Annotated in this window: 11 protein-coding genes; 6 read left to right on the forward strand and 5 right to left on the reverse strand. The window is 66.6% G+C overall.

All coding sequences use genetic code 11. The features are described from left to right. The first annotated feature begins 135 nt into the window (after positions 1-135). Genes IT540_RS01990 through IT540_RS02010 form a run of 5 tightly spaced genes read left to right on the forward strand, consistent with a single transcriptional unit; the run spans position 136 to position 5,984 of the window. Positions 136-2,346, forward strand: a complete 2,211-nt coding sequence (locus tag IT540_RS01990; RefSeq protein ID WP_291172508.1) for a TonB-dependent receptor — start codon at positions 136-138, stop codon at positions 2,344-2,346. Beyond that, positions 2,346-3,242 (forward strand): ABC transporter substrate-binding protein, encoded by an 897-nt coding sequence (locus IT540_RS01995; protein ID WP_291172510.1) that lies wholly within the window; start codon positions 2,346-2,348, stop codon positions 3,240-3,242. The genes IT540_RS01990 and IT540_RS01995 overlap by 1 nt, the downstream gene beginning before the upstream one ends. Further along, positions 3,239-4,228 carry an iron ABC transporter permease gene (locus IT540_RS02000; protein WP_291172512.1) on the forward strand — a complete coding sequence of 330 codons (990 nt, stop codon included), beginning with the start codon at positions 3,239-3,241 and terminating at the stop codon, positions 4,226-4,228. Before IT540_RS01995 ends, IT540_RS02000 begins: the two co-directional genes overlap by 4 nt. Then, positions 4,225-4,962 carry an ABC transporter ATP-binding protein gene (locus IT540_RS02005; RefSeq protein WP_291172515.1) on the forward strand — a complete coding sequence of 246 codons (738 nt, stop codon included), beginning with the start codon at positions 4,225-4,227 and terminating at the stop codon, positions 4,960-4,962. Before IT540_RS02000 ends, IT540_RS02005 begins: the two co-directional genes overlap by 4 nt. After that, positions 4,959-5,984, forward strand: coding sequence for an LLM class flavin-dependent oxidoreductase (locus tag IT540_RS02010; RefSeq protein WP_291172518.1), 1,026 nt, complete (start codon positions 4,959-4,961; stop codon positions 5,982-5,984). Before IT540_RS02005 ends, IT540_RS02010 begins: the two co-directional genes overlap by 4 nt. Before the next feature lie 10 nt (positions 5,985-5,994). Here the strand turns inward: IT540_RS02010 and infC are convergent, their stop codons facing one another. Both infC and IT540_RS02020 read right to left on the reverse strand, forming a co-directional pair. After that, positions 5,995-6,522, reverse strand: coding sequence for a translation initiation factor IF-3 (gene infC, locus IT540_RS02015; protein WP_291172541.1), 528 nt, complete (start codon positions 6,520-6,522; stop codon positions 5,995-5,997). 227 nt (positions 6,523-6,749) lie between these two features. Further along, the gene (locus IT540_RS02020) at positions 6,750-7,943 is read right to left on the reverse strand and encodes a glycosyltransferase family 4 protein (RefSeq protein WP_291172521.1); all 1,194 of its coding nucleotides are present in this window, start codon (positions 7,941-7,943) and stop codon (positions 6,750-6,752) included. A gap of 34 nt (positions 7,944-7,977) precedes the next feature. On the opposite strand from IT540_RS02020, the gene IT540_RS02025 reads away from it, so the two are divergent. Then, positions 7,978-8,763, forward strand: coding sequence for an alpha/beta fold hydrolase (locus tag IT540_RS02025; RefSeq protein ID WP_291172524.1), 786 nt, complete (start codon positions 7,978-7,980; stop codon positions 8,761-8,763). Positions 8,764-8,790: 27 nt separating this feature from the next. Here the strand turns inward: IT540_RS02025 and IT540_RS02030 are convergent, their stop codons facing one another. The 3 genes from IT540_RS02030 to IT540_RS02040 form a co-directional block, all read right to left on the reverse strand. Next, positions 8,791-10,167 carry a lipopolysaccharide biosynthesis protein gene (locus tag IT540_RS02030; RefSeq protein WP_291172527.1) on the reverse strand — a complete coding sequence of 459 codons (1,377 nt, stop codon included), beginning with the start codon at positions 10,165-10,167 and terminating at the stop codon, positions 8,791-8,793. Beyond that, entirely contained in the window at positions 10,157-11,431 is a 1,275-nt protein-coding gene (locus IT540_RS02035; protein WP_291172529.1) for an O-antigen ligase family protein, read from the reverse strand. Before IT540_RS02035 ends, IT540_RS02030 begins: the two co-directional genes overlap by 11 nt. Before the next feature lie 277 nt (positions 11,432-11,708). Next, a complete protein-coding gene (locus tag IT540_RS02040; RefSeq protein ID WP_291172532.1) occupies positions 11,709-13,229 on the reverse strand; it encodes an undecaprenyl-phosphate glucose phosphotransferase in 1,521 nt (506 codons plus the stop codon). Positions 13,230-13,476 lie beyond the last annotated feature (247 nt).

Consider the following 13,476-nt stretch of genomic DNA (forward strand, 5'->3'; position numbering starts at 1 on the left):
GCGTGATGTCCAGCTTCCTCAGGGCTTGGTGCTGCCAACTGGGGGATTCTGGTGTTGTCGAAATCATCGTACTCTCGTGCTTGCCTCGTCACCGCAGCCGTTTCCGGCGCTGCAATCGTTTGCTCCAACGCGGCCATGGCTCAGACGCCGCCTGAGCCGGCTTCCAACGAGCTTCCGCCGGTTGTAGTTGACGCGGCCACTCAAAAGAAAAAGAGCGCGGCCGCAAAGAAGAAGCAATCGCCGCCGGCTCCAAGCCAGGCCGAGGCGCCGCAAAGCGAGCCGGCGCCGCCGGTCGCCAATGCCGGCGCATCGCCCGTGAGCGGCGCGGCGGCGCAAGACATCGTGAACCCGATCACGACCACCGGGTCGCGCACGCCGACCGAGGCGTTGCGGCTCCCGTACAGCACGACCGTCGTTACACGCGAGGAGATCGAAAAGTCGGGCGCTGTCAGGCTGGACCAGGTGCTGCGCTCGGTTCCTGGGCTGCAGTTCGGCACGCAAGGCAACGCCTACCCGCGCATTGCCACGCGCGGTCTGCGTGATACCGCCGATGTCCTGGTGCTGATCGACGGTGTTCCCTTCCGCCAGCTTGGCGGATCGGCCGATCTCACCATGCTCCCGGTCGGGATCATCGAGCGCGTGGAGTTCGTGAAGGGGCCGGCATCGGGCCTCTATGGCCGCAGCGCCATCGGCGGCGTGCTGCAGATCTTCACGCGGCCGGATTCCGATACCGCTGTCTACAAGCAAAAAGCGACTGTCGGCTCGGACAATTTCCGCGAGACGGTGGCGAGCGGCTACACGCCCTTAAAGGGTGGTGCGGCTTCGATCCAGGCCGGTATCTCCGACACCGACGGGTTCCAGCGCAATACGGATCGGGAAGCCGAGTTCGTGGCCGCCTCCGTCGACCGGCAGATCACCGATTGGCTGACGGTGGGCGTCGTGGGCCAGTTCAGCCAAGTCGACGCCAAGCGTGGCTCGATCATTCCGCTCATCAACGGGCGTCCTGCGTTCGGGATCACGAGGGAGGACAATTTTGGTCTTCCCGGCGCGCGTTTCGAAGGCGAGTACACCTCGCTCTCCATTCCCCTCAAGGCAACACTGGGGAACGGCTGGGAGGTGCACAACATCTTCAACGTCAACCGCTATGACCGCTTCGCCACGGGCGGCATCACGATCACGCCGAACACGACGCCAACAAACAAGGGCTGGTCTGAATCCGACACGCGTCAGGAAATTCTTCAGAACGACCTCATCGCGCAATGGAACGGCGGCGCCTTCGGCGGCATCGCCAACCTCTCGTTCGGCGGCAATTTCGAGACCGGCAGGATGGATCAGGCTTCGCCGTCCTTCTCGAATCAGCCGACCTACCTCGGACCGAACTTCACGACGCCGGTCGCCAATGCCGGCAACTATCCCTACGGCATACGTGGTGCAACGACGCTCTCCGACACGACGCAAACGATAGGTGGCGTCTTCGCCGGCCTGGACTACACTTGGGGGCCGTGGAGTCTGTTCACCGGAATTCGCTGGGATACGTTCGAAACAACGGTCGAGCGCTCTGGCACAAGCGTGGTTGCGAACCAGACCGGGGACAAGGCGACGAAGCGTTTCGGCACGAGCTACGAGGTCATCCAGTCCCCGGCGGCGACGGTTGCGGTCTTCGCCAACTATACGGAAGGCTTCCGCCCTCAGCTTCCGGCGCTGGAGACATCGGGCGGTGTCACGCTGCCGAGACTGCTCGAGCCCGAGTTCACGCGCAGCTACGAGGCCGGCTTCAAGGTGAGCGCATTCAACAACGCGCTGTTCGCGGAGGTGACATTCTTCGACATGGAGCGTGTCGATGCACAGCGCTCCTTCCGCGTCGATGCTGATACCTTCCTCTTCACCAATGCCCGGCAGGATGTCGAAGGAGTCGAGGCTCAGCTACGCTACCGTGCCAACGATAGCCTGAGCGGCTATTTCACCTACAGCTATCAGGATGCTGTAAACACCGAGTTCAAGACTCTCACCGCCGACTACTCGGGGAACACCATTCGCATGGCAGCGCGTCATTTCGCAGGGGCCGGTTTCGATTGGCGGTTCGGGAACCTGAACTGGAACGTGAGCGTGAACTACGTGGGCGAGCGTCCGCTGCGTGACAATCTTCCCGCGGGACAGAGCCAGATCCTGCCGTCCTACATCGTCTGGAATACGTCGCTGCGATACGAATTCGATCGCTACTTCGCTCAGGCAACGGTCAACAACATCGCCGACGAGTTCTATATCGCCGATGATTTCTCGGCGCAGAACGCCGGCAATGCCGGTCCGCCACGGGAGTTTCTCTTCACCGCAGGTGTGCGCTTCTGATGCTGACGCGGCGCCATCTTCTCGCTGCCGGCGCCGCGTTTGCCGCAGAGCTTGCCATCGCCGGCCGCGTCCTCGCGCTCGAGGACGCGGCCGGCAACAAGCTCAACCTGCCGTCTCCTCCGCGGCGGATCGTTGCCATAAATCCGGCAATGGTGGAGACCGTGGTTGCCATCGGTGCCCTCGATAGGCTGGTCGGCATCGGCGGCAAGGTTTCGTATCCCGAGCAGGTGCGGGGCTTGCCGAGCGTCGGGGGAGCGCTCGGCTTTTCCGTCGAAGCCGTGCTTGCGCTCGACCCGGATCTCGTGGTCATGGCTGTCGGAACCGATGCGGCCGCCCAGCTCACCCGGCCGCTGTCTGCCATGGGGGTTCCGATTTTCCTTGCCACCTATTCCGACTTCGCGTCGATCCTGAATTACATGCGACGGCTCGGCGATGCGCTCGGGTTGCGGGATGGCGCCGATCGCCTCGTCGCCAGGATGCAAGGGACGATCGCGGAATTGGCCAGCAAGCTGAAGGACCGCCCTCGCCTCGGCGTGTACATGGAGACGGGCGCGGCGGGGACGGCGGCCTTTCAGACGGTGCGTGCGGGCCATTATGCCGATGACGGAATCCGGCTTGCGGGCGGGCGCAACGTGTTCACCCTCGCGGGGCCGCGACAGGTTACCGTGGAAGGCATCGCGGATGCCGACCCGGATGTCATCGTCGTGCTCGCCAGCGATCCGAGCCTCAAGCCAGAGGATGTTGCGGGACGTCCGGGTTGGACGGCTTTGCGCGCGGTGCGCGAGAAGAAGGTGGCCGTCTTGCCGCGTGGGTTCATGCTGATTCCCGGTCCGCGGCAGGCCGAAGCCATTTCCATTCTGGCGCGTGCCATCCATCCCGAGGCGTTCGTGCCATGAGGCCCGGCGCGCTCACGCTCTCTCTGGCCGTCGCCATCGCTTTGATCGGGATTCTCGTCGGGGCGATGCTTGGTGTGGTGAACACGGGGCCATTGCGCCTCCTGGCTGCGCTCCTCGCCTCCGATCCGACACCGGACGACGTGCTGATCGCCTGGCGCGTGCAACGGGTCACCGGCGCATTCCTCGTCGGCGCCTGCCTGGCGATAGCCGGTGTGATCTATCAGGGCTCGTTCCGCAATCCGCTCGCCGAGCCGTTTCTTCTCGGCAGCTCCGCCGGCGGGGCATTGGGGGCCGTCTTTGCGATCCTGCTGCCTCTTTCATGGCTCGCCGCCGTTGGCCTGCCCATCCTCGCCTTCGTTGGGGCCTGGGGCGCCACGCTGCTCGTCCTCGCCATCAGCCGTGCGGCGCGGATCGAAGATGCGGCCGGCATGCTGCTCGTCGGAATAGCCCTGGCTGCGCTGCTCGGCGCCTTGAGGTCGACCGCGACGCTGGTTCTCTCCGACGAATCCGTAAGCTTGCGCGCGCTGATTAGCTGGACCCTCGGGGGGCTGCAGTCTCCGACCGGCGCGACGCTGCTGGTGTTCGCGGTGCTCACGGCCGTCTGCCTGATTGCTTCTCTTGGGCTTGCGCGGCGTCTCGATATCCTGGGCTTCGGGGAATCGACAGCGGCCACCATGGGCGTCGACGTGGGGCGCTTTCTGACGCTGTCACTCACGGTCGCGGCGTTCGCGACTGGCCTCGCCGTTGCGTGGGGCGGCGTGCTCGCCTTCGTCGGGCTGATCGTTCCCCATACCGTCCGATGGTGGATCGGAGAGCGGCATGCGCCGCTGTTGCTCCACTCGGCGTTCGTCGGCGGCGGGTTTCTGGCCATCCTCGACGGTCTCTCGCGCAGCCTTCTCGCGCCCTCGGAGATTCCGCTGGGCCTTTTGACGTCGCTGATCGGCGCACCGTTCTTTCTCCTGCTTCTGGTCCGGCGCTACAGATGATCCGCGTTGAACAGCTCTGCGTGATGCGCAACCGGAAGCGGTTGCTCGACGACGTTTCGTTCTCGTTGCGCCGCGGGGAGATCGTGGCGCTTCTGGGACCCAACGGTGCCGGGAAATCGACTCTCGTGACTGCGCTGTCCGGCCTGTGCCGGTCAACGCATGGCAGCGTAGAGGTGATGGGTCGGCCAATTGCGGCCTATGGTGCACGCGAGCGGGCGCATCTCCTCGCATATGTGGCCCAGCAGCAGGACTTCATCTGGGACCTCGAGGTTCGTGATATCGTTCGCTTGGGTGCGCGGTCGCTGTCCGACGCCGATGCCACCCTCGCCAAGCTCGGCCTCGTCGAGCTGGCCGAGCGGCGCATAAAAAGCCTCTCCGGCGGCGAGCGTGCGAGGGTCATGCTGGCGCGTGCGCTGGCGGCCAATACGCCGTTCCTGCTGGCCGACGAGCCGGCGGCGAACCTCGACATCAAACACCAGCGTCGGGCCATGCGGCTTCTGTGCGACGCGGCGCGTGAGCGCGATACGGGTGTGCTGGTCGTTCTTCATGATCTCAATCTGGCGTTCGCGTTCGCGGAGAGGGTTCTGCTGATGCACCAGGCGAGGCTTGTGCTCGACGGCGCGGCGGCAGCGGTCGCGGCCTCTCCGGATCTGGATCGCGTCTTCGGAGAACGCTTCACGCGCGCGACGATCGACGATCGCACCGTCGTCTTTCCGACGGGAGACGCGGAATGACGCGCTTCTCGGTGCTGGATCAGTCGGCGACGTCGGCCGGCAAGAGCCATCAGGAGACGCTCCAGGGCACGATTGCGCTTGCCAAGCATTGCGAATGCCTCGGCTATCATCGCTTCTGGGTCGCGGAGCATCATAACAGTCCGGCCAACGTCGGCAGCGCGCCGGAAATCCTCTGCGCCGCCATCGCGTCGGTGACCGGGCGCATTCGCGTGGGTAGCGCAGGAATCCTGCTGTCGCACTATGCGCCGCTGAAAGTGGCGGAGGTGTTTCGCGTTCTGAGCGCGATTGCGCCCGGCCGCATCGACCTCGGCATCGGCCGTTCGCCGGGAGGCAGCCCCGCCGCCGTGGCGGCGCTGAACCGCGGTGCTCCGGACGTGGAGCATGAGGACAACGTCGCCGAGCTGCTGGCGTGGCTCGAGCACGACGGTGCCAGGCCCCGCCAGGATGGCGTCCTTGCCTATCCGCGCGATGTGGACGGACCCGAGCCGTGGATGCTCGGCAGCTCTCTCAGGGGAGCCAGGCTCGCCGCTCGGCACGGCTTGCCCTTCTGTTTCAACTTTTCGCACGGCACCAACTACGCTCTCGCCGGCGATGCGCTCAAGACTTACCGCTCGGAGTTCCGCCCCAGCCATCGGCTCGCGGTGCCACTGGCATCCCTTTCGATCTGGACGCTCGCGGCCGAGACCGCCGAGGAGGTAGAGCGGCTGTTCGCACCCAGGGCCTACTGGCGCGTAATGCTGGATCGGGGCGTGCGTGGCCCGATGATATCGCCGGAGCAGGCGCAGAGGGAGCACTACACGGCCGCGGAGCAGGCCCGGATCGACGAGATGCGTCGCTATTCCGTCGTCGGGGCCGTATCACACGTGGCAGATCGCCTTCGCGCTATTGCCGCAGACCATGCGGTGGACGAGATTGTGCTTGCGACCTGGACCTTCGACGCTTGCGATCAACGGAAATCCTACGAGGGCCTGGCTCATGCCCTCGGGTTGCAGCAATCCGGCTCAGACGGCGGTGAAGGCTGACAGGTGCCGGCTATTTCGGAGCCAGCACCATCACCATCTGGCGGCCCTCGAAACGGGGCTCGGATTCCACCTTGGCGATCGGCTCGACGTCGTTCTTAACGCGCACCAGCACGTTCATGCCGAGCTGCTGGTGTGCCATCTCGCGGCCGCGGAAGCGCAGCGTGACCTTGACCTTGTCGCCTTCCTCGAAGAAACGCCTGATGGCCCGCATCTTGACGTCGTAGTCGTGATCATCGATGCCGGGACGCATCTTGATCTCCTTGATCTCGACGGTCTTCTGATGCTTGCGCGCCTCGGCGGCTTTCTTCTGCTCTTGGTATTTGTATTTGCCGAAGTCGAGAATCTTGCAGACGGGGGGCTCGGCGTCGGGGGATACCTCGACCAAGTCAAGTCCCGCCTCCTCGGCGCGGGCGAGGGCATCGAATTTGCTAACGACCCCAACATTCTGGCCGGTCTCATCAATGAGCCGCACTTCACGTGCCCGGATCGCGTCGTTGATCTTCGGGCCGGACGGCTCGCGCTCGGCGGCGCCACGCATAGGCTTGCGGATGTTCAATCTCCATCAATTGTTTCAAGCAATCGGCCATAGCTACGGCAGCTCATGGCGAAACACAATGCTCCTCTCCTCACCCCTTTGGGGGGAGGCGTTCAACCGTGGACTGCCGACTGTTTGGCCGGAGCATTGAGAAGAACCTCGCGCAAGTCAAGCCGCTCAAGGCTGATGCAACGCAGAGGGGTGGGGACGACGGGCGAGGTTGGCAGGCCCTATAGATAGGAAGCGACAAGCCGCGTGCCAAGCAGGCGGTCATAGACCTCCAGGGTCTCGCGCCGCATGGAATCGAGGCTGAACTGCCCGAGGACGCGGGCGCGGGCGCGGGCGCCCAGAGCGGCGCGCGCCTCCGGGCCGAGGCTCAGGGCCTCTGCCATGGCGGCGGCCAGTCTTGCCGCATCGCCGGGCGGCACGAGCCAGCCGGTGGCCTCCGCCGAGGCGACGTGGGGTGCGGCGGCAACTGTTTCCGGCGGCGCACCGATGTCGGTCGCGATGACGGGACACCCCATGGCCTGGGCCTCGGTGGCGACACGGCCGAAGGCCTCGGGCTCGACGGAGGCGACGACGGCGAGGTGGGCTATGGCGAGGGCGGCCGGAATGTCGTCGACGTGGCCGGGTAGGATCACCTTGCCTTCGAGCCCTGCAGCGGCGATCTCGCTCTCGAGCTGCCGGCGGTAGGCGGTGCGGCCCTGGTCGTCGCCGGCCAGCACAACGACGGTGTTGCCGAGGCAGCCGTCCCTTTCGAGCAGCCGCGCGGCTTCGACGAGTGTGCCCTGGCCCTTCCAGGCGGTGAGGCGTGCGGGCTGCAGGACGATGCGCGTATCGGGCGCCAATCCCCAGCGGCGCAGGAGCGCTGCCTTGCGTTCCTCGGATATGCCGGCGGGATCGAACGTGCTGCCGTCGACGCCGCGGTGGATGACTCGGACGCGCTCGGGCGGCGTGCCGTAGCGCGCTTCGATGAGCTGCTTCGTGTAGCGGGAGTTGGCGATCACGACGTCGCCCTTGGCCATGACGGCATTGTAGGCGCGCTTCAGGCGCGTTCTTTCATTGTAGGCGCCGTGGTAGGTGGTGACGAACGGAACGGCGGCGCGGCGGGCGGCGATCAGCGCGCTCCAGGCCGGGGCGCGGCTGCGCGCATGCACGAGGTCCACGCGCTCGCTTTCGATCATGCGGCAGATCACGCTGGCGTTCCACAGCAGGCGGACAGGGTTCTTGGTGGCGGCGGCGAAGGGGACGAACTCACCGCCCGAGGCCGTGATGCGGGGTGCAAGGCGGCCGCCCTCGGAGAGCACCAGTGCGCGCCCTCCCGCGCGCACGATGGCGTCCGCGATCTCCACCGCCGACAGCTCGGCGCCGCCGGTGTCGAGCTCCGGGATGATCTGCAGTATGGTCGGGCGCTTTTCGGCCAAATCAGGCTCCGGATGACAGGAAAGGCTTCATAGGATGGGTGCGCAAGAACCGCAATTGATCCCTGTCGGCAGCGGTTCCGCGGCGCGCAGAATCGCCGTTTTGCATCAGCCGCCGGCGCGCGAAGGCGATCCCGGGCTCCTGTGGCTGATCGGGCTCAAGTCCGACATGGTATCGACCAAGGCCGAGGCGCTGGCCCAATGGACCGCGGAGCGCGGGATCGGCTTCACGCGGCTCGATTATTCCGGACACGGACGGTCAGGGGGCCGGTTCGAGGACGCAACCCTCAGCGACTGGCTCGAGGAGAGCGAGGCCGTGTTCCGGCAGGTGACGAAGGGGCCGCAGATCCTCGTCGGGTCGAGCACGGGCGCACACGTAGCCTTGCTGCTGCTCAAGCGGCTCGTGGAGACGGCGCCGGACGAGGCGCAACGCGTGCGCGGCCTTGTGCTCATCGCGCCTGCGTGGGACTTGACGGAGCTGATGTGGAGCCAGTTTCCGGAGGAGGCGCGGCGCGACATCGTCGAGACGGGCCGCTGGGTGCGGCCATCGGACTACGATCCGGCGGGCTATGTCATCACGCGGCGTTTCATCGAGGACGGACAGCGGCATCTGTTGAAAGGCGCCGGCTTCGATCCGGGGCGCCCGGTGCTGGTGCTGCAGGGCGTCATGGACCGCGACGTGCCGGTCGAGTATGCGCGGGCTTTGCGCGAGGTGCTGGCCGGTGACTGGGTGCGGATCACCGAGGTCGCGGACGGAGAGCACCGCATGTCGCGGCCAGAGGATCTGGAGAAGCTCTACGCGCTAATCGCGGAGCTGCTTTGAAACTTCGGTTTTGCCGTGTGGCGCCCCTCAACGCTGATCGTTGGAGCGCGGGAGGTTGGCGAGAATGAAGAGGTTCAGCCCTTCCAGCTTCCGCAGTGCGAGCCAGTTGATCAGTGCCATGGTGGCGAAGGCGGTCGCCGTGGCGACGGCGGCGCCGGTGACGCCCCAGAGCGGAATCAGGACTAGGTTCAACGTGACGGCGACGGCGGCGGCGATGCCGAGCGAGAGCGCGCTCGCGCGCTGGTGGCCGAGCATGTTGAGGATGGTCTCGGACGGTCCCATGGCCGCCTTGGTCAGGATGCCGGCGGCGAGAATGAACATCAGCGGATAGGCGTCGGTGAACGTGTCGCCGAACTGCGTGAGCACCGGATAGCCGACGGCGAGGATGCCGATCATGATGGCGGCCGCGGGCAGGAACGTCCAGCGCACGGCGTCGCCGACGAGGCTCTCGATCTCGGCGCGGTTGCCGAGGGTGTGGGCGGCGGCGATGCGGCCTGCGTAGGCGGTGCCCACCGCGTAGAGGATGAAGAGCACGAGACCCGTCGTCTTCGCGGCCGCGTAGTAGTGGCCGATCTCGTCGGAGGGACGGAAGAAGTTCAAGAGCAGAACGTCGGCGTTCTGGATCACGATCTCGCAGATGCCGCCCGCGAGCAGCGGCAGCGAGATGCGGAACCAGTCGGCGAAGTGATAGGCCGGCGCCACGTGCGGCACCGACGCGGCGACGCGGCGCTGCATCAGGATCGTCTGCAGCGCCATGGCGACTACGACCGCCACGAGGGCGAGCGTCATGCCGGTCACGGCGCTTGCGGAGAGGCTTGCGAGAAACACGCTGGCGACCAGCAGCAGCAGCATGAGCGGACGCACGACATAGGGCGGGATGATCGCCTCCATGGTCCAGCCCTGTCCGCGGCCGAAGCCGTCCTGCACGTCGGTCAGCGCGTAGAACGGCAGGCACAGGAAGCCGAGCACGAGCGGCAGCGCGAGGGCGGCCTTGCTCTCGATGTGGAAGGCCCAGATGGTCGTGAGCCCGACGGTCGCAATCACCGCAGACGAGACGAGCGCCACGCGGCGTCCGCCGTTGAGCAGGCCGCGGAAGGAGGCGTAGTCGCCGTTGGCGTGGTACTGCGGCGCGAGGCGCATCATGGCCACGTTGAAGCCCAGGTGCGCGAGGCCGCCGAGGACGAGCACACAGGTCCACGCCGTGACGTAGAGGCCGTACTCGGAGGCGCCCATCCAGCGTGCGAGCACCACCTGCGTCAAGAACAGGAGCGCGGCGCTCAAGGCGCGCACGGCGAACACGCCTAGGGCATTCCAGCTCGCGGCGTGGGTCGTACGGCTCATCCACAGCGCGTCGAGGGCACTGCGGATGAAGCCCGGGGATGCGCTCGGGGCCTCACTGATCATGGCTGCGCCTTCCTGTGGTCGAGACGGGCGGATCGGCGTCGACGAGGCCCCAGACGAGCGCCATCAGGATGAAGAAATGGCGCCAGTGGTCGGTGTCGATGACGAAGCCTTCGAACACGACGCCGGCAAACGCGGCGGTGGCGACGATGAGCGGTCCCTGCAGCGCCGTGCGCTGGCGGATGGCGTAGAAGCCCGCCGCCAGCGTGGCGAAGACCGAGATGGCGTAGAGCGTGCCCCCGATCCAGCCCGCGTTCAGGAACTGGCTCAGGTAGACGTTGTGCGCCTCCTCGGCATGGTGGGTATCGCGGAAGGTGTGGGTCCCGATGCCGAAGGGGTGGTCCAGGATCAGGCGGACGGCCTTCGCCTGTCCGCCGAAGCGGCCCTCGGGGCCTTCGTCGTAGGACTGGTCCAAGCTCGCGCGCTCGGCGAACAGGTCCTCGACCGCTTCCATCTGGAGCGCGGCGCCGATGGTGGCCGCGAGCGCGATGGTGCCGAGCGTGGCCATGGCGATCAGGCGGCGGAAATCGGCCGCGCGGCGCGTCGTGACGAGCAGCAGCCACACGGCGAGGGCCAGCGAGAGCACGGCCGAGGCCCAGGCGCCGCGCGAGAAGCTGAGCAGCAGCGCGAGGACCAGGGGAAGAGCCGCGAGCGCGGCAAGTGCCGTTTGGCGCAGCGGCTGACGCAGGGCCACCCAGGCCAGGAAGACGAGGGCGGGCGCCACCGCGGCGCCCAGCACGTTAGGATCCTTGAAGGTGCCGCGCGCGCGGCCGAAGTTCGTGAAGAGCTCGGAGACTGACGGGACGAGCCCAAAGTAGCCCACGAGGGCGGCGGCGGATGCGATTAGGCATCCGACGACGTAGCAGACCATGACGAGGCGGAAGCGCGGCACCGGGTCGGCCGCGATATAGCCCGCGAGCACGAAGGCGCCGAGCGCGAGGAAGAGCGTCACCACCTGATGGATGACGGCGGTGTTGAACGTGGTCGAGACGGAGCAGGCGGCGAGGCTCAGCGCAACGAGACCGAGCCAGAGCACGAGGTTCAGGATCGCCGCGTGTCCGAAACGCGTGACGCCGAGCATGGGCAGCCCGACGATGACGGCGGCCATCAGCACGTCGGCCACGGCCGGCTCGGAGAAGACGATGGTGCTGGTCGCCATGGCGCCTGCGACGGCGATCGCGGCCAGCGTGCCGGCGGGGACGATCCCCGGCGCAGTGCTGTCGTGATCTGCGCCAAGGGGTGCGACGGAGGCGAGCTTGCCGATCATCGCGCTAGCGCCTCGGTCATCGACGTGATCGTGCTGGACGGATTCGTTTCAGTCCGAGTGTTGCGTCTGTGGAGACTTGCGTGGGTGCCGGCCTTCGCCGGCATGACGGAGAGTTTGTGGCAGTCGGCAGGAACAAAATTGACGTCATCCCGGCGAAGGCCGGGATCCACGCAAACCTGCCAGGAGCGCGCCCGGAGTGGGGTGCTTGCAGCTCTCGGCTTGGAGAGCAGGCCGGCGGGCGTTTGCGGGAGCTTGCTTGTCATGTCGAGCCCGCGTCCTAGTACGCGTTCTTGCCGCTGAGCAGCACGAACGGCGTCACGGCGATGATGTAGAGGTCGAACAGCAAAGACCAGTTGTCGATGTAGTAGAGGTCGGCCTCGACGCGGCGCTGGATCTTCTCGTGGGTGTCGGTTTCGCCGCGCCAGCCGTTGATCTGTGCCCAGCCGGTGACGCCGGGCTTCATGCGGTGACGGGCGAAGTATTCGCCGACGACGGTCTGGTAGAGGTCGGAGCTTGCCTTGGCCTCGGTGGCGTGGGGGCGCGGGCCGACGAGGGACATCTGGCCCCTGATCACGTTCAGGAGCTGCGGTAACTCGTCGAGGCTCGTCTTGCGGATGAAGCGGCCGACCGGCGTCACGCGCGGGTCGTCCTTGGTCACGAGCTTGGATGCGTCCGCGTCCGACATGTCCGTGTACATGGAGCGGAACTTCAGCACTTCGATCAGCTCGTTGTCGAAGCCGTAGCGGCGTTGCCGGAAGAAGATCGGTCCCTTGCTCTCGAGGCGGACGGCGAGCGCGACCAGCGCCATGATCGGCGTGGCGAGGAGGAGCAGCAGCGTGCCGAGCACCCGGTCCTCGACGTTCTTGATGACGCGGTCCCAGTCGGTCAGCGGGCGGTCCATGAGCGCGAGCATGGGCACGCGGCCGATGTAGGTGTAGGCGCTGGAGCTCAGGCGCAGTTTCGAGTTCAGCGCTGAGATGCGGATGTCGACGGGGAGCGTGAACAGCACCTTCAGGATCTGCATCAGGCGCTGCTCGGCGGCCATCGGCACGGTGACGATGACGAGATCGACGCCTGCCGTGCGGCTGTAGGCGGGGAGCTGATCGATGCTGCCCAGCTTGGGGAAGCCGGCGACGCTCGCGGCCGAGCGCTCGTCGGCGCGGTCGTCGAAGACGCCGAGGATGGCGAGCTCGTTGTGGCTGCCGCCTTCGAGCGTCCTGATCAGATGCTCGGCGTCGGGGCCGCCGCCGACGATGACCGTGCGGCGCACGAGGCGGCCGGCCTCGGTGAGGCCGGCGAGCAGGCGCGCCAGGGCGAAGCGCTGAGCCGTCATCAGGGCGACCGCCATGCTGAGCCAGGCGAGGCCGGTCAGGGGCGCGAAGGTCGGAAGCCCGGTCAGGTAGCTCGCGCCGGCGGCGACGCAGAAGACGGCAAGCATGCTCTTTACGATCTTGCCCATCTGCTGCGTGGGGTGGCGCAGGGCGTGCACCGAGTAGGACCAGTTGCGGCGCAATTCGAGCGTGGTGGCGAGCGCGAGCACGGCGGTCCAGGCGGCCATGGCCGAGACGGACAGTGCGCCCTCGCCCACGAGCAGGAATGCGGCGGCGCCCGTGGCGACGACGATGGCGGCATCGACGGCGGAGGTGGCGAACAGCAGCTTGGGGCGCGACACGTTGCGGCGCTTGTCGCTGAAGGCGCCGTCTAAGGCACGGACCACGGCCTCGCGCACGCGGGTGGGTGCCCAACGGCGACCGCCGATCGAGATGCTGTCCGTGTGCTCATGAGAAAGGAGGGCCATGGCCGCGCTGCTGCCTACGCAAGACTTTTTCCGCACCATGGCCTGCGGTTCGTCTCAAACCCGTAAAATTATCCGGGTCGGGGGCGCGTCGCGTGCCGTGTGCGGCGCAGCGCGTCTCATGATGGTTAGGGAGGGGTTAGCGTGTGTTCCAAGGTGGGGCTGTGCGTAAGGGAGTGCAGTGCCCCCTCACCCGGAAGCTATCTTGTGAGCGCTTCCGACCTCTCCCCACCGGGGAGAGGTAAAGGGA

The organism is Hyphomicrobium sp. (genome assembly GCF_020852195.1).
In the GTDB taxonomy this organism is placed as follows: Bacteria; Pseudomonadota; Alphaproteobacteria; order Rhizobiales; family Hyphomicrobiaceae; genus Hyphomicrobium_C.